The following is a 20,418-nucleotide window of genomic DNA, read 5'->3' as shown; positions in this document are numbered from 1 at the left end:
TGGCACGCGGTACTGGCCGGGATCCCTTCCGGCTCGCAGCGCTGGAAGGGGTCCCGGTTTCACGGCAAGTTAGCAAGGCAGCGAGCTTGGCAACAGTACGGGGGTGCGCACAATTGCTCCGGCACCGTCACTGCCCCGGTAGGCACGGCACACATTGACTCCGCGCTTGGCAAGGTTCGCCTTGATCTGCCGCAGCGAGTCGGGGGAAAATCCGTACCATTGCATGTGCATCAATACGGTGTCCCCGGGGCGTGCCGCCGAGGCCCGCGCAACAGTTATCGATTTGGACTTCACCGACCAGTCCAAGGTGTCCCTGGACCAGGTCCAGATCGCCATGCCCACCCGATCATAAGCACAGCGTACCGAGGCGTCGATGGCACCATACGGGGGCCTACCAAAGTTCGTATGAACCCCCGAACCAGCTAATTGGGCGGCGGCAGCGGCACAGCTCATATAGCGTAAATCCGGGTGCGATATCGAATGGTTGATCACCCACTGGCCCTTGGCCCGCGCCAGCGCCGCAAGATCAACTCCGTAGCGGGATTTGAAGGAGCTCAGGCAGTTGCCGGTGGGAGCCAGCACCATGCCAATATTGGCGCTTGCCGCATACGCAATACTCGCTTTGAAGTTGCTCAGCGAGCTCGGGCAGTCATCAAAGGTCAGCACCACCCGGTTGGTCCGATTGGGTCCGGTCGACTGTGGCGTGCGCGGTGCACCGGGTGTAGAGGTTGAGGTGGTGACATATGTTCCGCTGACCCACCCGGTCTGTCCCGCATAACTAACTTTGTACCACCCATTGGATGCCTGCGCGGAGACAGCAACAGTGGTGCCGGAGGGAATCGTCAGCAGAATCCGGTACGCGGTCGAAGACCCGGTACGCATATTCAGGTTTGCCGTGGTGCGCACCTTGGCAGGCAAGGTCGAGGAACCGGCAGCCTTAACAATTGATACATACGTTCCGCTGACCCACCCGGTCTGTCCCGCATAACTAACTTTGTACCACCCATTGGATGCCTGCGCGGAGACAGCAACAGTGGTGCCGGAGGGAATCGTCAGCAGAATCCGGTACGCGGTCGAAGACCCGGTACGCATATTCAGGTTTGCCGTGGTGCGCACCTTGGCGGGCAGCGCGGCAGATATCTGCAACGATGCGGCACGTGAAGTCACTCCTTGCTCCAGCGCTGGAGCCACATTGGTTTCACCGGTTACACCCGCTGTAGCACCGAGCGGAACCGAGGCCACCAGCAGCGCCGCGGCAGTGAGTAGTCCCCATGATGAACGCATCGCACCAGCCTTTAAACCACCGTAAAACATGCCCTTCCACCTTCCCGAGTCTCAGATAGTTCAGGTCCCACCAAGAAACTTCACATCCCCCGGCAGGGCTGCTGGCTTCAAGTGTCCGCCGCACCTTTTCTACTTTCAACATCTCCGCCCCGCTGTTCCCCAATCGTTGGATTCGCCCTCCGTGCTCCACGCCCTCCCCCAAACAGCGATGAGAGCTAGGCACCGTGAACTCCCAGTGAATTCACCGAGTAAGCGCCTACCATGGGTGGCACGGACCGAGAACTAAGAATTGGTGAGAATACTCCCCCAGTCTTTGGCTCGCCCGGCATGCAGGAGGGTGCAGTCATGGACACCGTGGCACTTGTTCATTATCAACGCGACGCACGTGCTCACGCCGTAGCGCTGGAGCTTGCCGCCCAGCTGCATAAATATGAAATACGTAGTCAGATCGGCGATGTAACGCATTCCTCGGCACATGAGCTAATTTATTTCGATGCCCTGGTACTTATTGGTCCGCTTCATTTTTCGCGCATGCATGGTCTGGCGTTGATCAAGGCCGCATTTGGTTTCCGCCCCGTGGCGCTACTACTCACCGGAGCCACCGATACGGATCGGGTGTTGCGCCTGCTGCCTAAACATATGCGCACCGGAGTCCCGGTGTTTACCGTCGGTCCCGAGGAAGTAGTTTCTCCGGGTATCGATGCACTTGTCACATGGTTACGCAGCATGCTCGGTGCCGGTGGTTATCGTTCCGTGAGCTGACCGTGATATCGCCGAGGTGCCATGCGCGGACCACGCCAAATCGCGGTATCGGTCGTGGCTAGGAAAGGTCCCAGAGCATCTTGTAGTAAGCGATGCGCACCTGATCCGGTACCACCCCGTAGCCCTGATACACGAAACCCTCGTACCCTGGCCCGTAATTCCATTCGGTGCTCCATGCGGCAATTGCGAGATCCGCCCACCGATCACCAACGCCTACCTCGCCCAGGTCCACATGACCAGCAAAGTTTCCCTCATCATCCAGCAAGGTATTTGGCGCGCAGGCGTCCCCGTGACATACAACTAGCTTCTGAATCTCGGGTGGCTGGCTCAACAGCTCGCGTGCCTCAGCAATACTCAGATGCGCATACTCTTTCGACCAACTATCCGGTGTCTCCCCCGTAGAGATACGCTGTTCAAATCCCTTCAAACGCTCGGACACCGACCAAGAGAATTCGCATCCGGCAACAGGTAGCGCATCATGTAACGTACGAAGCCCGGCGCCAATAGCGCGTGCCGCAATCTCCGGCCGCGCGATCCATCGGGGGTCAACGGCCGAGCTTCCTGGCAGCGCTCGGGTCATGAGCCAGCTGCCTGCTTCATCCTGCCCCACCTCAAGGACCTGCGGCACCAAGCTAAATTTCCCAACCCAGGCCATCTTTGTGGCTTCACGCTCAAAATCGCTTTCCGGGGTTCCGGCAACCGCATATTTTACAAACCGTGTAGCAAGACCCGTCTCGTCGCCAATTCGGAAAGTTACCCCGCCAACACCGTTGACCCACACCGGTTCAATTGGGTTATTTCCTGCCAACAGCGCAACACGCTCCGGGATATCTAGCCGAGTCTCTGGGATGTAAGCCAGCGGTTTAATGCTCATGTTCCTATGATCTCGCACCTACGCGACGATGCTGGAACTCTGATCCTGCGGCTGGTTTATATTTGCGCACTATTTGCTCTAGTTGGCTCCTCTGAGCCGCAGATAAGCTAGGCCCCCTAGCCATGGGGGCAGGATCCCAGAATACAGAAAAGGTCCCAGACAAAATGTCTGGGACCTTCCAATTTGGTGGAGGTAAGGGGATTCGAACCCCTGACCTTCTGCATGCCATGCAGACGCGCTACCAACTGCGCCATACCCCCAAAAAGGATTTGGTTTTCACTTCCCAAAGGGCCGCTGAACCGAGATAACAATCTACAGCACAAGGCGCACAGAACGCCAATTGAGCCCCAAGCAATTCATGTCACCCACCATCCGGGGCTCGCAAAACTCCCACATTTACCGCATGATTACGCGAAGAATCGCGCACACCCAGCCTCGATGTGACATCGGGCACAAGGTGCGCTTTTCGTGATGCAACGCCCAGCAAAGAATCGCCACGATCGCTACATCGCCACGGAAAATACCCCATCGAACCCAAATATGCATGTCCAGAAACCCACTCTGAGTCGGGAGCCCCCAATTCCGAGCGGGTACTCAGGTTTTTCAGATATCCCCCTTCTCGACGGCCTTTGCGGGCATCTTGGTGCCAGATTCCTCAATAAACACGCGGATTTTGACTTCGATCACCCCCTGACCGACACTCAGCAGCACCTGAAGCAGACTGGTTGGCAAAAACCAATGCCCGAAAGGTTAGTGAACGAAAGTGAAAAATGTCGCTACTCTATCAACATGGCAACACGTGGTTCATACGCAAAAGGCATCGCTAAGCGGGCCGAAATACTCGACGTAGCGCTGGAAGTCTTCGCAAAAGAGGGCTACCGCGGTACATCCCTTCGTAAGGTGGCACAACTGTGCAATCTTTCTCTGGCCGGAGTAATGCATTACTTCGACTCAAAAGAAGACCTGCTGGTGCAGATCCTGCGCAAACGCGATCTTCGAGAAGAGGGGGCCAGCAGTAAAGAGGAGCTTGAGGGTAATTTCCTTGCGACTCTGGCCAAGATGGACGATGAGCCAGGGCTCGTGGCCCTCTACGTCACGATGGTTGCCGCTGCAGTAGATCCTGCGCACCCGGCGGCCACATACTTTAAAGAACGCTACGATCGTCTCCTCCAGGTGGCAGAGGAACTCCACTACGCAGACCGTCCAGCGCCCAGCCTTGAGGAACGGGGACATTTCCGTTTGATGACGCGATCGGTTCTCGCCATGGCAGATGGACTACAGCAGCAATGGCTCGTTGACCCCACGCTTGATGTCGTTTCCACCATGAAGCTGGCCCTGGCACAGATTGGCGATGTCATGGAGAACATTGCCAACACCATGAAGTCTGCCGATTAGTCACTTCAAGCGTGCTGCACGCCGAAAGCCTCTGCGGCTGCAGACCGCACGGCAAATGCATGGTTGGCTTGTGCCGCGTGCACATCAACAGTAGTTAGTTACTCGCCGTTTCGAGTCGCTTGGCGCGCGCCCCGGTGATCAAGGCCAGCACCAAGCCAAGTACCGCTAGCCCCGCACCTAAGTAGGACGGAGCTCGGTATCCGAGTCCGGCGGCGATGACGGCGGCACCCAGCGCCGCGCCCAGCGCATTTGCAACATTTAGTGCCGAGTGGTTAAGCGAAGCCGCAAGCGATTGGGCGTGCGGCGCCGAATCCATCAACAATGCTTGGAGCCCCGGAACCAACAAGGAACCGGTGGCTCCAAGGATGAACATAATGATGAGCGTGGGAATCAGGTAGGTGGAGAGCAATCCGAAGAGCACCATGAACACCACCATCATGCTCATCGCGACGTAGATCGCCCCATGCACCGACCAATCGGCAAGCCGCCCACCCACCAGTGAACCAATCACCATGCCGACGCCATAGATCCCCAACACCACCGGCACCACGTTAATGTTCAGGCCCGTCACCCCGGTCAAAATCGGGCTGATATAGGAATACACGGCAAAGAAGCCACCGAATCCGACGATGCCCGTAGCCATCGCCGTCCATACCTGCCCGCTACGTAGTGCCGAGAGCTCGCGCCGGATGCTGGCACCCTGTGGAGCCGGTGCATGCGGCACATAGATCCGAATCGCAACCCAGGTCAGTGCCCCCACAATCCCGACGATGCCAAACATCCAACGCCAGCCAAAGTTCTGTCCCAAAAAGGTCACCGCAGGAACGCCTAGCACGTTGGCCACCGACAGACCCAGCATGATCCAGGCAATCGCCCGACCGCGCATCGTTGGTGGCACCAAGGTTCCGGCAAGGATCGCAGCAACGCCGAAGTACGCACCGTGCGGCAACCCGGCCAAGAACCGGGTCACCAGCATCCATTCGTAGTTCGGAGCCATCAGCGAACTAAGATTCGCAAGGGTGAAGAATCCCATGAGCCACAGCACCATGGTCTTACGCGGCACCTTAGCGCCCAGCGCTGTTAGCACCGGGGCTCCCACCACAACTCCCAAGGCGTAGGCCGAGATCAGCAGGCCCATCTGCGGGTTGCTCACATTCAGATCAGCCGCTCCTTCTTGGAGCAAACCCATAATGGCGAATTCAGTGGTGCCGATGCCAAAGCCGCCCATGGCCAACGCCACCACGGCAAAGAATAAGGCTCGCCCCGATAGCAAGGTGGAGTCGGAAACCGAGGTTGCCCCCGGTGCTGATGCGGCTGGATTCACGAGGACCTTCTCATCTGTTCAACAATGCGTCGTCGGTGCCCGTAAAGTTTCCCGACACCGGGTACCAGCCTACGGGCTTGGTTTCCCGCAGGGACAGTTACGTGAGCGCACACACCGCAGCATCGTTCACGAACCCCGTCGTGACTCGCTGTGATCCGGTACTTCGCGGTAAAAAGTACACTGATTTGCAGTTTCCTACACCAAAACTGGCCAACGGGTCGTGGCCAGCTACCCCAGGGTCTCGCTTTACAAGTCGGCCAGCTTCACCGACACATCCACGAGTCGTTCAACGGGTATTTCCTTGCCAATCACACCCCGCAAGAGATCGTTGACGTCCCAAATATTCACATTCATGGCCGCAGAAATAACCCCCGATCGAAGCCAGAAGATCATGAATTCACCGCTACTCATCTCTCCGCGAACCACCACATCGTCATCGTCTTGCCGATCTCCGACGTATTCCATCCCCAAGTCGAACTGATCGGTGAAGAAATACGGTAGCCAGTCATAGGTCTCCTCCCGGCCCAGGATCGTCGATGCCGCCAATTTGCCCTGCCTCATCGCGTTATCCCAGTGCTCGACGCGCAGGGCCCGGCCTAGAGCGGTGTTGAAGGCCTCGGCAATATCACCGATGGCCAAGATATGCGGATCGCTGGTTCGTAAGTGTGTATCGACGATGATCCCGTGGCCCATCTGCAGACCAGCTTCAAGGGCAAGTTCGGTATTGGGTACCGCACCGATTGCCAGCAGCACACTATCGGCAGCAACTAATCCGGTAGGAGTCATAACGGCGAGCCCCTCGGTTGGATCGTTAACTATCTTTTCTGCTGCGGTGCCAAAGATGAAATGGACACCGTGATCCATCTGCAATCGTGCAACATGTGAACCAAATTCCACTCCCATCGGCACAGCCAGCGGCAACTGATCGGGAGTCAGCACGGTAATTTCCATGCCAGCGGCTCGCGCTGAGGCCGCAACTTCCATCCCAATCCAACCCGCACCGATAATGACAAGCCGTTTGCCAGTCGCGAATGCGCCTTTGAGCCTGCGCGAATCCTCAAGGGAACGCAAGGTGTACACGCCAGGTAAATCCCAGCCCTCGATATTCGATCCCCGCCCACCCATACGTGAGCGAGATCCGGTGGCTAGCACCAGGGTCTCGTATCCAATGGATGTGTCATCGGAACAAAAGACCCGGCGGGCGACTACATCAATCGAACTGGCAGTGGTGCCCAGCCGCATCTCGACCTGTGCCGAGGAGTACCAGGTAGCCTGGAACGGCTGGAACTCTTCGACGGTTTGGCTACCCTGGAGAAATTGTTTGGATAGCGGTGGACGCTCATAGGGGATTTCGTTTTCATCGCCCACGATGGTGATGGTTTTCGCATAGCCGCCCTCACGCAGCGCGTGCACACACTGTGCACCGGCTAATCCCCCACCAATCACTAAGGTTCCAACATTGCTGTGCTGCTTGGGGCTTTGAGCATCCACGTTAGCCATGCTGATTCTCTCCTCTACGATGAGCTCACCAGTCGTTTGCAGGGGGGGGTACTTTCGCACAGGGCTGGCAGGAATATGTCTCCTCATCACAGAATGGCACCTAGGAGCAGAAGAGTCGAGAGTAGGGGAGCGCCTAGCAACGCTGGACCCGCCCCGATGATCCTGCGGGTATGCAGCGTCCTCCCAGTTTGATGCCAGTTCCGTATGACATCCTTAGCTACGATGTCAGCACTCATGAACACCACCAACCACCAGCGGGCCAAGCCAGCCCGTCTCTCACGGTTCCAGCGGCAGCTGCGCGGACTTGTGCTTTTGGGTACCCTGCTCAGCACCCTCCTGATGGTTTTCTACCATCAAGTTCCCGACGTCTTGGGGCTGGCACTACTGGTTGACAACGCCGCTCCGTGGTTTGGGCTTGCCGTTCCGCTCTTGTTACTCCTAGCCCTGTTCAGCAGGAGCCGCACCGCACTAGTGTTTATTTTGCTTCCGACCATCACTTGGGGCATGAGTTTTGGTGCGCAAATCGTTCCATTGTCTTGGAGCGCACCCGCTAAAACCACCAACTCCCTGACGGTCAGCAGCCAAAATATTCGTGCAGGATCCGGAGGCGCGGTTGCTTCGGCCCAGGCACTGGCAAGCCAAGGCAGCGATGTGATAACTCTTCAAGAACTCGAGGCTGGCGGTGCCACTCAAGTCACCCGGGTATTACAACGCACCCACCCGCATCATTTCGTGGTGGGTACCATCGGTGTGTGGAGCAAATACCCGCTGACCAAATCGCAGCCACTGGATCTGGGGCTCGGCTGGAAACGTGCATTAACCACCGAGGTCAATACGAAATCCGGAAACATCAGACTCTACGCCGTGCATGCTGCCTCGGCTCGGGCAAATGATCATAGCAACCGTGACGAAATGTTGGGACAACTTGCCTCGATTCTACGCAAGGATCAAAGCTCGCAGGTCATCGCGCTGGGTGATTTCAATGCGACATCAACCGACAGATCGTTTATTCCACTGACCGAAACCCTAGATGAGCCCAACCAAAATCACGGGATGTTTGGCTTCACCTGGCCGCGCACCCCCTTTGGGTTCATGCGTCTTGACCATGTGCTGCAGCGGGGTCTTGAAGTCACCTCAAATACGGTGGTGCCTGCGGGCGACAGCGATCATCTTGCGGTACTAACCTCACTGAATATTCCGGCTTCGAGTTCCTAATCGCTGAGCCCGGTGACCCGCATGGTGATATTGATGCGGCCAGACCCCAACCCACACTCCGCCGGCGCGGTGCCCGGCAGTACCCGTGTGACCCCATGGTAAGCCAAGCGTGAGGGACCACCAAAGACAAACAGATCCCCGGACGCCAACGAAATATCGGTAAACGGCTTATTGCGATTGTTGGTATTGCCGAACCTGAAGTGGCAGGTATCCCCGATGGATAGCGAGACCACCGGCTGGCTCGAGTGCTCGTCCCGATCCTGATGCATCCCCATTTTAGAATCGTCGGTGTAGTAGTTCACCAGGGCCGTATCCGGGGTGTAGTTCGCCGCAAGCAGCGGATCCCCCGTGGTTTCAAGGATCGCTTTGCGTCCCAGCCGCAGCATCCAGTCGGGGAACTCCAGCACCCGGTTTCCATTAACGTCGATCGCTTCGCGCGAATAGGCATAGGGACGCCAATGCCAACCTAGGCACACCGTCTGGACCGACATGTGAGCAGAACCAATCGTGGCGGCGCGTGGTGGCACAGGTCCACGCCCCCATTCGTGAAACCGCTCAACGATCCACCGTTGTTCTTGCGCGCCAAGCCAGTCCGGAACCCAGATGGCCCCCGGGCCAAGTTCGCGGCGCGGCCGACCCAAGAAACTCTCCGAAAAGAGCGTGCTCACCCTACACTCCTAAAATTCTTGTGACCGGCCAACAAGCCGAGCCCGGGGGGGTGTCCCCCGGGGCTCAACCATTTTCCCGTTGCGACGATTTGCCGGTCAAATGCTCGGATGCGGGTAGCTAGAATCTCGGTGCTGGAATTCGAGTATCGCCGGGTTCTGGATGACCCCGTCAAGGATCTCGATGGCCCGGGCCACCGTGGTGTTCTGTTGCCATGCTGCCGGGCCGCCGAGCACGTCCTGAATAAATGGCAGCAGGGCCTCGCTGATTTCCCAGCTTGCCGAGTTCCACAGGTATGAGGGGCTGTGATCAACCGCGTAATAATTAATGTTCTTTCCCACGGAAAACATGGGATCGGCAAACGTCGTCGGCTTGGCCCATTCAAACCCCATGCCCTCATCACAGGACACATCGACGATGATGCTGCCCGGGGTAAATGCCGCAAGATCTTCGGTGCGCAAATACATCAGCGGTGCATTGGGGTCCTGCAGGGTGCAATTGACCACGATATCGCTTTCGGCAAGGAACGGTGCCAGCGGCACATTCCCCTCGTCGGTCATGACTTCCCGCAGATTCGAGTCCTCGTCGGCTTCAAATTGCACCATGTGGACCGAGTGGATGGGTGCTGCCACGGCGGCGACCGCGCGGTTGGTCAGCACCCTGATGTCATGCAGTCCGTGGGCGCGCAACCCGGTAACGGCACCGCGTGCCGTGGCGCCGAACCCGATCACGACCGCGGTGAGCTTGCGCCCGTAGTCCCCGGTGGTACCGCAGAGCTGCAGTGCGTGGATGACCGAGGCGTACCCGGCCAGCTCATTGTTCTTATGAAAGACGTGCAGGCCGAAGCCGCCGTCGCTACCCCAGTGGTTCATCGCCTCGAAGGCAATCAGCGTGAGTTTCTTATCGATGGCCAGCTGCGTGATCGCGGCATCCTGGACGCAATGCGGCCAGCCCCAGAGGATTTGTCCCTCACGCATTTCTTCTAGGTCAGCCACCTGGGGCTTGGGAAGCACGATGATATCCGAGTTCGCGATGACTTCGCTGCGCGAGGCGATGCGTCCGACAAACGGTGCCAGCTGCTCATCGTCCATGCCGAAGGGCTCCCCATACCCGGTTTCAATCATGATGCGGTCCCGGAATTCTTCATCAATTCGTTCAAAATGCGCCGGGTGGATCGGCAAGCGGCGTTCATCCGCCTTGTGTGATGTTGCGATGACTCCCATTGAAAGTTCGTTGGATTTGGCCACGATATACACCCCTTTAGATGTGGAGAACAAACGTTCTCCCTCTATGACTCACGCTACACGTCTTGCTTCCATGCACGGTCCACACCGGCTACTCCGCTAGGCTCAAACCCATGGAAAAGGAAGAACGAACGGCTGGCCCAGCACTACGAATCACCGCAATTTCCGGGCTGATCTGGCTACTCACCGGGGTGCTAAATGGTCTCATTCTTTCATCACAGACCCGTATCCCCGCTCAATTCACCCGCCTGTTCTTCCCCGAGAGCATTGCCCTACGCACCTGGCAAAGTACCCAACCCTGGCCAATCCTGCTCACCCTATTTTCCGTTTTGACGCTGATGGCCTTCACGTTCTTGCTGCTCCGCACCGCGGGGTTGCGGTCAGCCAAGGAGAGCACAACTTTTCCGGGGTTTTTGGCCACCTGGATGTGCATCATCCTTGCCGCCTTCGGAACCGCAGCGTTTGTCTCACTTGGTTTCGTCTTCGCATCATGGCCTCCGGCACGCCTGGCCTGGTTACTCGAAGGCGTCCAACCTGCCCTGTTCAATGCCGGCTACTGGGGAATTCTCTGGGGATGGATCCCGGCACTCGCCGGTTCCTGGGTTACCGCACGAGTAGCGGCGAGCGACCCGGTAGCGCCAAAACCCGCACCAAAGCAACGTGATGGGTTACCGGTTGCCTTGGCCGTGCTGCTGGCGCTGACGCTCACTGCCGCGGTTCCGGCGGCTCATTACTACACACAAAATGCTCAAGCCGGAGCCGTCATTTCAACAACGCCGGCGGAACCGGTGCCTACCCCTACACCCTATGGTTGGGCGGATCGTTCGGATGCTTTCCAAGAAGCGGGTGAGAATTGGTGCACCGGGGATGCGGTATCGATCAGCGTTGGCGAACCCGAGGGAGCCACGGGTCATCGCGGTATGGGCATCGTAGTAACAAATACCGCTACACAGCCCTGCGTGCTGCAGTCCTACCCCGATATTGTCTTCAATAATGCCGATGGCTGGGCCATCGAGGTGATGGTCGTGCACGGTGGATCATTCATGACCGATGACCCGGGAGTTTCCGAGATTCCGCTGGCTCCCGGCGCTAGCGCTCAGGCCTTTATCGGGTGGAACGCGATGGCCGCAGCGGGAGATATCCGCACCGGGGAGATCTTGGTGGCTCCGTTTGCCGGTACCTTGCGCCATAGTTCCGCGGTGGATCTGGATATTGTCGATGGCGGCACGGTTTCGGTGACCGCCTGGCAGGCGCTCGAAGCACCCGGCGCTTCCTAAGCCATGAAGTATCTGGAGCCTAGGTGAATCGACCCCCCTGACCCTCTTCGCTGCGAACCAAGCGCTCTACCAACCGAGCTAATGCCCCAAAATAGTAGGTGGTTTCCTTGGCTCACGTCGTAGCTCGATCAGCACGGTGAATCCATTGGTTAATGTGCAGATTCGTCCTCACCGACCGGGACATCGATTGACTCTCTGGCAACCGTGTACTGCCGCTGAATGTAGGCTTCCAATTCACTGCGTTCAACGCGCCAAATGCCGCGGCCACCAATCTTGATCGCGGGCAGATCCCCGCTGCGCACCAAGGACCGCACTTGTGGCAGGTTGACGTTCAACTCATCGGCAACATCTTCAAGACGCATGAATCTCATACCAAGAACGTTACCCCTTAGCCGGGACAGAAACGGGTTGTTTCGATTCTGTGGATATCTTTTGTGCGATGCGTACTGACCGTGCACGGTAATGTGTGCGCCGCGGGCGGCATCACAGCCGGACCCACCCACGGCCGCTTAACCAAAGGTGGCCCGCGATGACTCCAAGGGATTTGGAATCGTTGCGGACCACCTTTGAAAGTGACCTGTGATCTTGTGGATCGGCCCAGCTGCGCCTGCCTTGTGAGCATCCTGCCGGGGGTCTGCTCGTACCTAGCTTGTGGCCGTGCGTGAGCTGCTAACAACCACTAAAGCAAGGATCGGTCATACCGTGCAACACAGTTGGGAAACGCTGATCATTTTGACTAACATGGATGGGTAGCTACCGAACAACTTGGTCAATCTGACCGAACTTAGGCGAAGGAGCCGAAATGACGCCGGAATCGTACCAACTGGATGATACGGACAGGCGCATTCTCTTAGCCCTGGACGAAGACCCGCGCATTCCCACCATGATGCTCGCCCAACGCTTGGGATTGGCCCGCGGAACCGTGCAAACCCGCATGGAACGCCTTGCCGGTTCCGGTGCGCTGCGCCCCAATTCCAGCCGGGTCAAGCCCGCATCCATCGGCCGCGGCGTCTCGGCAATGGTCAGCGCCGAGCTTGACCAGTCACATCTGAACGAAGCCATCGAGGCATTGCGCAAGATCCCCGAAGTCCTCGAGTGCGTTGCCCCGGCGGGCGACACCGACCTGCTGATTCGCGCGGTGGCAACAGATCCCGATGACCTGTACCGGGTCAGCGAAGAAATCCGTCTCTGCCCCGGCATCACTCGCACCTCAACCTCGATGATTTTGCGCGATGTCATCCCCTACCGCACCACCGAGTTGCTCAAACACCTGGGCTAGAGTTCCCGCACGCGCATCCCCCGCAAGGTGCTGCGCGTGCTTAAATCCAGGGTGGTCAACCGCAACCAGAGCCATAAGCGTTGCTGCGGATCTTCAAGATCCAGCGCAAAGGTCTTGGTAAGTTGCGTGATGCGGTAACGCACGGTGTTGTTGTGAACATGCAGGTTCGCTGCCATGCGTGAGACGTTCCCGTTTGAGTGCAGGAATGCGCGCAGCGTATCAATGTACTCGGTCTGATTCTTCACATCGTACCGGGCTATCGCTGCGACGTCGTCGTCCACGGCAAGCCCCTGCTCGGCCATGAACTTTCCGACCTTCATGAGATTCAGCGGAATCACGTGGTCCTCATAGAGCGCCACCGACGGGGCGGCCCGCTGGCCTCGTTTTCCGGCAACCGCTTCACGATTGAGCAGGTATTCGAGCGCCTCAAGTGCCTCATTGCGCGACTCGGAGAGCCGCTCAAGTTTGTGTGAAATGCTGCCCACCGCCGCGATGAGCGGATGCGGGCTAATGGTATGCGCGTAGGCGCCAATCTCCTGGAGAACCCGGCGGTGTAAGGCTCGCGCATCGAAACCCGGGGATGGGAAAATTGCGTAGATGACCGAGCCCAGCAGCGCGCTGTGACTGGTTTTGAACTGCACATTTGAAACGGTTGTGACGAGGTGCAGCAGGCGCTGAATTTCACGCACCGAATCCAGTGACCCGGTTTCCGGCCGGGCGATGGTCAGCGCGGCAACAGCCAGGCCCTGTTCAACATCGAGCCCCAGCTGAGCCGCGGCAAATGAGGCGTGCGCCGGGTCATCGATGAGCGTGCGGATCAGGTCCCCATTGCGTCGTTCACCAAAATCTAGTGCGGAGCGGGCATGGAGCATATGCAGCCCGGCTAGTGGTGCCATCCGGTCAAGTGCTTCAAGCGCCGCCCCGGCCTTATCCTGACCCGGATCGATAATCCAAATGGTTCCGAGCAGTTCACCACCGGCGCGTACGGCGAGCGCAATGCGGCTCACTCCCTCATCCGTCGAGGGAATAAGTAATGCGCCGGAGGCCGCGTACACGGCCTTGAAGTCCACATCGAAGGCCGGCGGGGTGGTTTCTTGTAGTGCAAGGGTGGTGACGCGGCGCAGCTCATCGATGGGTTGGCCGGGAAGCGTTGAGTAGCCCAGCACGCGGCCTAGCGGGTCGACGATGCTTGTGGCGCCGCTGGTAATTGAGGCCACCGCATTGGCGAAGGCGTAGAGATCCCCCAAGCGCACCCCGGAGACCGAGTCGGCACTGGCACCCATGACCGAGGCCCGGGCCAGGGCCACCAGCCGGGTCCAGTCGGCATCGCGTGGTGCCACCAGCACCGCAACACCGTTGCTCATGGCTGCTGCACGCAATTGTTCCATGTGCGTCCCGCGGGCCTTGATGATCACGGCCGCCGCCTGGCTATTTGCTGCCCGATGCAAAAGCTGGTCAAAATCTGCCGAGCCGTAGGTCATGCCGACGGCCAGGATGATCCGGCCCTCGACGTTGATCCATTCATCGAGCGGGTCATACATCAGTACATCGGAGACCAACGCCTGCAGGTTTTGCTGCGTGGGGTTTACATGCACCAGATCTGCTTGCATGAACTCGAGGCATTCGGCAAGCCGCGCGGTGCCGAGCTCGTGCGCCGGATCACTGAAATCAGAACTATGCGCATCCATCATTGGAGATTATCACAAGGCGCTCGATTATCTTATGGAGGTTCTCACATGAACATATGAGGAGATTTGCATCACTATTGATGAAGTAGGTGGATGACAGCTCCACAGTAGAACTTGAGGAATAGCAATGCGAATCAAAGACATCTTGGCCATGGCCTCCATCCAGGGACCGGCCCGCAGCACCGCCGAACGGCTACAGCGCAACGCCCATAGCGTTCAAGACGTGCGCAAGCTGGCTGCCAAGCGCCTTCCCAAGTCCATCTTCGATTACATCGAAGGCGGCGGAGAAGACGAATTCTCGATGCGCCGCAACCGCTCATCCTTCGATGACTGGTCATTCATGCCAGCCTGGGGCTCGGTAGACAATCTGGATCTGAGCACCACGATCCTTGGCGGACCCTCATCCCTGCCGTTCTACCTCTCCCCCACCGGCGGCACCCGCCTGTTCAACCCGGCCGGTGAAACAGCGGTAGCCCAGGCGGCACTGGCCCAGGGCATCCCCTACGGGCTGGCCCACCTGAGCACCACCACCATGGAAGCCGTTTCCGCCGCCGCCCCCAACCTTCGCCGCTGGTTCAACCTGGAACCCATCGCGGATAAGGTCGAGCTGCAGGGCGTGCTGGACCGTGTTACCCGCGCCGGCTATGAGGCACTGATCGTCAACGTTGACTGCCGTTCCATCGGCCACCGCGAACGCGATTACCGCAACGGATTCACCGCCCCGCCAACCATCAAGCCCAAGACAGTCGTGGAGGGTGCGCTACACCCGCGCTGGGCACTGGGTTTCATCGCCAACGATGCCATCGCCTTCCCCAACCTCGACGCCGAAGAACCCACCGGCCCGCTGGCCTCCAGCCCGGATATGTGGCGCACCCTGCTGGCCGGCGCGTATGAGCCCACCGACTGGGATGACCTACGCGAAATCCGCAAGCGCTTCGATGGTCCGATTATTCTCAAGGGCGTGGTCAACCCGGCCGATGCCGCGTTGGCCGCCGAGTATGGTTTTGATGCAATCCAGGTTTCCAACCATGGTGGACGCCAACTTGATTTCATGACTTCCCCGCTGGATGTGCTCGAAGACATTGCCGCGGCGGTCGATGGGCGTATCGAGATCATCGTCGATGGTGGCATTCGCCGCGGCTCGGACATGATCAAGGCCATCGCGCTGGGTGCCACCGCCTGCTCCATTGGCCGCCCCTACCTCTATGGACTGGCCGCTGCCGGGCAGGTTGGCGTTTCCCACGTCATTGAGCTGTTCCGCGACGAAATGACCCGCGCCATGATGATGCTCGGGGTCAGAAGCATCGAAGAACTGCGCACCAATGGGCGCGAACTCTTGCGTCACCGCTCCGAAACTTCCCCGGCATTGAGGGTCCAAGCAATTGTGCCGAGCCCACCCATAGCTTCGGCAACCCCCACCGCATCGGCAAAGACGTCGGCGCCAACACGCACCAGCTATGCAGAATCGAGCTTGTAACCCATGAAACTCCCGACACCGTCTCTTAGTTCACGGCGCAACCGCTTCGTCGCCCTCAGTGCGCTGGCAGCAGCCACCATGCTGGTACTGACCTCTTGCGGCGGGGCCGCGGAGAGCACCCCCAGTAGCGGCGCCGCAGACGGCACCTCCGTTCCTCAGATCGCACAAAATGAAGCGGCAATAGCCAAGCTTCCCGAATCGGTGAAGAATGCTAAGACCCTACGCGTGGGCATCCCCACCAACGAACAGCCAACCCAGTTCTACATTTCCGGTACCCAAGACATGACCGGCATTAATCCGGATATCGCCCGGCTGATCGGTGAATCCTTGGGCTTGAAGGTTGAGATTCAGGTGGCAAACTTCGATTCGATCATCCCCGGCATGGCCGCGGGCCGCTATGACATGACAGTTTCTTCAATGACTCCCACCACCGAACGCATGAAGGTGCTGGACTTCGTTGACTACATGGCGATGGGTACCTCGATTGCCGTTGCTCAGGGCAACCCCGGGAACATCACCAAGTACCAGGATTTGTGCGGCAAGAAGGTTGGTCTGCTCACCGGCTCCTACCAGCTGACCGTCAACGTTCCGGACTACAACGCCGAATGCGTCGGCGCAGGTAAGCCAGAGATCGAATCAAGCCAGTATCAGGACACTCGCCAGGCCATCTCGGCGCTGACGAGCGGCCGGATGGATGCGGTGCTTGCCGACTCCCCGATCCTCAGCTTCGCCATCACGCAGAACCCGACCTTGGAGATCGCCTCCGAATACGATTTCACCTCGGTTGCCGCGGGTGTGCCGATCGGCTCGGGCCTCAAAGATCCGGTCGCCGAGGCCCTGGCAGACATCATCACCTCCGATGCCTACAAGCAGGTCCTTGCCAAGTACGGCATGGAATCCAGTGCCATCACCGACGCAGCAGTAAACCTCGCACAGTAAGTGAATGTGAAAATCATGCAAACGCAAAATACTTCAGCCTCGGCCCCGGCGCACCATGCGCCGGCCGCGCAAGAATCAGCACCCGTAGTACCGCTACGCCACCCGGTCCGCAATGTCATCTCAGCGGTCCTGGTCATCATGGCAATCCTTGCCGCCATCGACGTCGCCATGAACGAGCGCTACCACTGGGACGTCGTCGTTGATTACCTCTTCGCCCCACGCATTCTCTCCGGCGCGTTGCTCACCCTGGTGCTGACGGTGGTCTCGATGACCGTTGGCATCGTCATGGGCGCGATGCTTGCCATCATGCGGCTGAGCGAAAACCCAATCCTGCGCAATATTGCCCGCGCCTACATCTGGTTCTTCCGCGGCACCCCACTGCTGGTACAGCTGATCTTCTGGTACAACATTGCCGCACTCTACCCGGTCATCGCGCTGGGTTTGCCCTTCGGCGGTCCATCGCTGGTGATTGGCTCGGCCAACGTGCTGATCACCCCACTGGGTGCCGCACTGCTGGGACTTTCCCTGAATGAGGCGGCCTACATGGCAGAAATCATCCGTGGCGGCATCGGTTCTGTTGACCGCGGCCAGTACGACGCTTCCAAAGCACTGGGCATGAGCGGGCCCAAGCTGATGCGCCGGATCATCCTGCCCCAGGCCATGCGCGTGGTCCTGCCGCCCACCGGCAACCAAGTGATATCCATGCTCAAGGGAACCTCTCTGGTCTCCGTGCTGGCGATCTCCGATCTGCTGTACTCCGCGCAGATCATCTATTCGGAGAACTACCAGACCATCCCGCTACTGATCGTCGCCAGCATCTGGTACCTGCTCATGACCACCATCCTGAGCTTCTTCCAAGAAAAACTCGAACGTCACTACGGACGCGGCTTTGACTCGGTCATCAAGCGCAAGCGTTCACGCAAAGACAGGAATGCATCATGAGCAACGTCATGGTCGAAGCACAGGCTGTACGTAAAAGCTACGGCAACCTTGAAATCCTCAAGGGCATCAGCCTAGAGGTTCAGCGCGGATCGGTCACCGTTTTGATTGGTCCCTCTGGCTCCGGCAAGACCACTTTCCTGCGCTGCATCAACCATCTGGAAAAGATCAATGCCGGTCGACTCTACGTCGATGGTTCCCTGGTGGGTTACGAGGAACGCAATGGCAAGCTGCACGAGATGAAGGACAAGGCCACCGCCGCCTCACGGCGCGCCTCGGGCATGGTGTTCCAGCGCTTCAACCTGTTCCCACACTTGACCATCATGGAAAATATTATTGAAGCACCCATTCAGGTGCAAGGACGCAAGCGCAAGGACATCACCGCCGAGGCACAGGTACTGCTTGACCGTGTGGGCTTGGGTGATCGCGGCCGTTCCTACCCGCAGGAACTCTCAGGTGGTCAGCAGCAGCGTGTGGCCATCGCCCGGGCGCTGGCCATGAAGCCACAGCTGATGCTTTTTGATGAGCCCACGTCCGCTCTTGACCCGGAGCTGGTCGGCGAGGTCCTGGATGTCATGAAGGATCTGGCCGAAGAGGGCATGACCATGGTGGTGGTGACCCACGAGCTGGGCTTCGCTCGCCAGGTCGCCGACCACGTGGTCTTCATGGACGGCGGTGTGGTGGTTGAGTCCGGGCACCCGGCCGATGTGCTTGATAACCCGCAGCACGAACGCACCAAGGCATTCCTCTCCAAGGTGCTCTAAGCCCCCACCACTTTCACCACGCTAGGAAATCTTTCAATGTCACAGACCCCCAACGTGCTTCGGCACGAAGTTTCCACCACCGATGCCCCACCACCGTCGTGGGCCTACTCGCAGGGCATCGTTGCCAACGGTTTCCTCTTTACCGCCGGGCAAACTCCGCATGACCCTCTCACCGATGAACTGGTTGGCATCTCCATTCAGGAACAAACCACCCGCACCATGCAGAACCTGGCGGCCGTGTTGGCTGCTCGCGGACTGGATTTCTCTCACGTAGTCAAGGCAACGGTACATCTGCATCATCCTGGCCGTGACGCCGCCGGATTCAACGCCATCTACGAACAATTCATTCTCGCCCCATTCCCGGCGCGCACCACGGTAGGTTCGTTCCTCGGAGATTTCCTTGTAGAAATCGATGTGGTTGCGGTACTTCCGGAATCGGCACAAGGCTGAGCATCGATTCCAAGCTCATCTCGAGTGCCATTGCCGATTCAAGGCTCGGTGAAATAGTCAGGGCCATGCACCGTTTCTACGGTTCATGGCCCTGACTTTTTCCTTTGGCGCTTTACTGACTAGAACCTATTTTCAAGTGTGGCTTTCCAGCAAACTTTTCCAAGGTTGCCTTCCAACACCGTGGAAACGTAGCTTAGGAATCGATGGCAATGCGCCCAATGATCAGCTTCATGATCTCGTTGCTGCCCTCCAAAATCTGATGAACCCGCAAGTCCCGCACGATCTTTTCAATCCCGTACTCGGCCAAATAGCCATAGCCACCGTGCAGCTGCAACGCGGTGTTCGCGGCACTGAATCCGGCATCGGTTGCCACCAGCTTGGCCATAGCGCACAGCCGCACCTTATCCTTGCTGCCGCTTTCCAATGCATCGGCAGCCCGCCACACCATGGTCCGAGCGCTCTCCAGCTCCGCCTGCATCTCCGCGATCTGGAAGAGCAATGCCTGCTGGCCAATCAGCGGTGCGCCAAAGGCCGAACGTTCCTTCAGATAGCTAATCGACTTATCAAGCGCCGCCTGCCCGCCGCCAAGTGAACAAGCACCAATATTCACTCGTCCTCCGTTGAGCCCTTTCATGGCAATGCTAAACCCGGCACCTTCCTCCCCGAGCAAGTTGGAAGCCGGGATACGTAGATCCTCGAAGACCACCTGCCGCGTGGGCTGGGCATTCCAACCCATCTTTTTCTCCAGCGCACCAAAGGAGAGCCCGGGAGTTCCATCGGGCACCAAAAATGCGCTAATCCCGGCACTTCCGGTATCCGCGGTGCGAGCCATGACCACATAGAGCCCGGAGGCTCCGGCACCGGAGATAAACTGTTTGGTCCCGTTGAGCACGTACTCATCCCCGTCGCGCACGGCCCGAGTGGAAAGTGCCGCGGCATCCGAGCCCACACCGGGTTCGGTTAAACAATAGCTGGCCAGAGTTTCCATGGTGCATAGTTGTGGCAGCCAAGCAGCACGCTGGGCATCGTTACCAAAACGATCAACCATCCAGGCGACCATATTGTGGATAGAGATATACGCGGAAATGGTGGGATCCGCCTTGGCCAGCTCCTCAAAGATCAGTGCCGCATCCAGCCGGGTCATACCCGATCCACCAAAATCCTCGCGCACATAAATTCCGCCCATGCCCAGCTCACCGGCCTGGGCCAGCACGTCAACCGGGAAATGATGCTCTTGGTCCCACTGGACCGCGTGCGGGGCGATATTTTCTGCCGCGAATTCGGCAACCATCGCGACAATTGCCTGATGTTCTTCGGTTAGCTCAAACATTTTCGCTCCTT

Annotated in this window: 19 protein-coding genes and 1 tRNA gene; 10 read left to right on the top strand and 10 right to left on the bottom strand. The window is 58.5% G+C overall.

Features of this window, described 5'->3' with window-relative positions:
- Positions 1 to 69: 69 nt before the first annotated feature.
- Positions 70 to 1,284, bottom strand: a complete 1,215-nt coding sequence (locus CQ018_RS07300; protein WP_181149775.1) for an SH3 domain-containing protein — start codon at positions 1,282 to 1,284, stop codon at positions 70 to 72.
- 261 nt (positions 1,285 to 1,545) lie between these two features.
- Here CQ018_RS07300 and CQ018_RS07295 point away from each other — a divergent pair, with 261 nt between their 5' ends.
- On the top strand, positions 1,546 to 2,046 hold the full coding sequence (locus CQ018_RS07295; protein ID WP_146111838.1) for a hypothetical protein: 501 nt from the start codon (positions 1,546 to 1,548) through the stop codon (positions 2,044 to 2,046).
- Positions 2,047 to 2,104: 58 nt separating this feature from the next.
- Here CQ018_RS07295 and CQ018_RS07290 read toward each other — a convergent pair whose 3' ends face one another.
- Positions 2,105 to 2,920 carry an aminoglycoside 3'-phosphotransferase gene (locus CQ018_RS07290; protein ID WP_105549296.1) on the bottom strand — a complete coding sequence of 272 codons (816 nt, stop codon included), beginning with the start codon at positions 2,918 to 2,920 and terminating at the stop codon, positions 2,105 to 2,107.
- A 184-nt stretch (positions 2,921 to 3,104) separates the two neighbouring features.
- Positions 3,105 to 3,180: transfer RNA gene (locus CQ018_RS07285), tRNA-Ala, on the bottom strand.
- 211 nt (positions 3,181 to 3,391) lie between these two features.
- Here CQ018_RS07285 and CQ018_RS07280 point away from each other — a divergent pair.
- Entirely contained in the window at positions 3,392 to 4,315 is a 924-nt protein-coding gene (locus CQ018_RS07280; RefSeq protein WP_258142445.1) for a TetR/AcrR family transcriptional regulator, read from the top strand.
- Between the two features lie 94 nt (positions 4,316 to 4,409).
- On the opposite strand, the gene CQ018_RS07275 is transcribed toward CQ018_RS07280, so the two are convergent.
- Both CQ018_RS07275 and CQ018_RS07270 read right to left on the bottom strand, forming a co-directional pair.
- On the bottom strand, positions 4,410 to 5,639 hold the full coding sequence (locus CQ018_RS07275) for an MFS transporter (RefSeq protein ID WP_258142431.1): 1,230 nt from the start codon (positions 5,637 to 5,639) through the stop codon (positions 4,410 to 4,412).
- Positions 5,640 to 5,885: 246 nt separating this feature from the next.
- Entirely contained in the window at positions 5,886 to 7,139 is a 1,254-nt protein-coding gene (locus tag CQ018_RS07270) for an NAD(P)/FAD-dependent oxidoreductase (RefSeq protein ID WP_105549294.1), read from the bottom strand.
- A gap of 234 nt (positions 7,140 to 7,373) precedes the next feature.
- On the opposite strand from CQ018_RS07270, the gene CQ018_RS07265 reads away from it, so the two are divergent.
- On the top strand, positions 7,374 to 8,354 hold the full coding sequence (locus CQ018_RS07265; RefSeq protein ID WP_181149774.1) for an endonuclease/exonuclease/phosphatase family protein: 981 nt from the start codon (positions 7,374 to 7,376) through the stop codon (positions 8,352 to 8,354).
- Here CQ018_RS07265 and CQ018_RS07260 read toward each other — a convergent pair.
- Together CQ018_RS07260 and CQ018_RS07255 are read right to left on the bottom strand one after the other, a co-directional pair.
- Positions 8,351 to 9,022 (bottom strand): alpha-ketoglutarate-dependent dioxygenase AlkB, encoded by a 672-nt coding sequence (locus tag CQ018_RS07260; protein WP_105549292.1) that lies wholly within the window; start codon positions 9,020 to 9,022, stop codon positions 8,351 to 8,353. The genes CQ018_RS07265 and CQ018_RS07260 overlap by 4 nt on opposite strands.
- Positions 9,023 to 9,118: 96 nt before the next feature.
- The gene (locus CQ018_RS07255; RefSeq protein ID WP_258142444.1) at positions 9,119 to 10,270 is read right to left on the bottom strand and encodes a N(5)-(carboxyethyl)ornithine synthase; all 1,152 of its coding nucleotides are present in this window, start codon (positions 10,268 to 10,270) and stop codon (positions 9,119 to 9,121) included.
- A 107-nt stretch (positions 10,271 to 10,377) separates the two neighbouring features.
- Between CQ018_RS07255 and CQ018_RS07250 the strand changes: the two genes are divergently transcribed.
- Positions 10,378 to 11,541: a DUF4232 domain-containing protein gene (locus CQ018_RS07250; protein ID WP_105549291.1), complete on the top strand. Its 1,164-nt coding sequence runs from the start codon at positions 10,378 to 10,380 to the stop codon at positions 11,539 to 11,541.
- A gap of 149 nt (positions 11,542 to 11,690) precedes the next feature.
- Here the strand turns inward: CQ018_RS07250 and CQ018_RS07240 are convergent, their stop codons facing one another.
- Positions 11,691 to 11,903, bottom strand: a complete 213-nt coding sequence (locus CQ018_RS07240) for a helix-turn-helix domain-containing protein (RefSeq protein WP_105549290.1) — start codon at positions 11,901 to 11,903, stop codon at positions 11,691 to 11,693.
- 440 nt (positions 11,904 to 12,343) lie between these two features.
- Here CQ018_RS07240 and CQ018_RS07235 point away from each other — a divergent pair, with 440 nt between their 5' ends.
- Positions 12,344 to 12,820: an Lrp/AsnC family transcriptional regulator gene (locus CQ018_RS07235; protein WP_105549289.1), complete on the top strand. Its 477-nt coding sequence runs from the start codon at positions 12,344 to 12,346 to the stop codon at positions 12,818 to 12,820.
- Here the strand turns inward: CQ018_RS07235 and CQ018_RS07230 are convergent.
- On the bottom strand, positions 12,817 to 14,508 hold the full coding sequence (locus CQ018_RS07230; RefSeq protein ID WP_105549363.1) for a CdaR family transcriptional regulator: 1,692 nt from the start codon (positions 14,506 to 14,508) through the stop codon (positions 12,817 to 12,819). The two genes, CQ018_RS07235 and CQ018_RS07230, sit on opposite strands and share 4 nt — an antisense overlap.
- Before the next feature lie 127 nt (positions 14,509 to 14,635).
- Between CQ018_RS07230 and CQ018_RS07225 the strand changes: the two genes are divergently transcribed.
- The 5 genes from CQ018_RS07225 to CQ018_RS07205 are packed head-to-tail and all read left to right on the top strand — an operon-like array spanning position 14,636 to position 19,077.
- Positions 14,636 to 15,985 carry an alpha-hydroxy acid oxidase gene (locus CQ018_RS07225; RefSeq protein ID WP_181149773.1) on the top strand — a complete coding sequence of 450 codons (1,350 nt, stop codon included), beginning with the start codon at positions 14,636 to 14,638 and terminating at the stop codon, positions 15,983 to 15,985.
- A 3-nt stretch (positions 15,986 to 15,988) separates the two neighbouring features.
- On the top strand, positions 15,989 to 16,924 hold the full coding sequence (locus tag CQ018_RS07220; protein WP_219844008.1) for an ABC transporter substrate-binding protein: 936 nt from the start codon (positions 15,989 to 15,991) through the stop codon (positions 16,922 to 16,924).
- Between the two features lie 15 nt (positions 16,925 to 16,939).
- On the top strand, positions 16,940 to 17,866 hold the full coding sequence (locus tag CQ018_RS07215; protein WP_105549288.1) for an amino acid ABC transporter permease: 927 nt from the start codon (positions 16,940 to 16,942) through the stop codon (positions 17,864 to 17,866).
- The gene (locus tag CQ018_RS07210; protein WP_105549287.1) at positions 17,863 to 18,627 is read left to right on the top strand and encodes an amino acid ABC transporter ATP-binding protein; all 765 of its coding nucleotides are present in this window, start codon (positions 17,863 to 17,865) and stop codon (positions 18,625 to 18,627) included. Before CQ018_RS07215 ends, CQ018_RS07210 begins: the two co-directional genes overlap by 4 nt.
- A gap of 36 nt (positions 18,628 to 18,663) precedes the next feature.
- A complete protein-coding gene (locus CQ018_RS07205) occupies positions 18,664 to 19,077 on the top strand; it encodes a Rid family hydrolase (RefSeq protein WP_258142430.1) in 414 nt (137 codons plus the stop codon).
- Between the two features lie 193 nt (positions 19,078 to 19,270).
- Here CQ018_RS07205 and CQ018_RS07200 read toward each other — a convergent pair whose 3' ends face one another.
- Positions 19,271 to 20,407, bottom strand: a complete 1,137-nt coding sequence (locus CQ018_RS07200; RefSeq protein ID WP_105549286.1) for an acyl-CoA dehydrogenase family protein — start codon at positions 20,405 to 20,407, stop codon at positions 19,271 to 19,273.
- Positions 20,408 to 20,418: the final 11 nt, after the last annotated feature.

This window comes from Arthrobacter sp. MYb227 (assembly GCF_002975435.1).
GTDB lineage: Bacteria > Actinomycetota > Actinomycetes > Actinomycetales > Micrococcaceae > Paeniglutamicibacter.
This window is presented reverse-complemented; position numbering and strand designations above follow the sequence as displayed.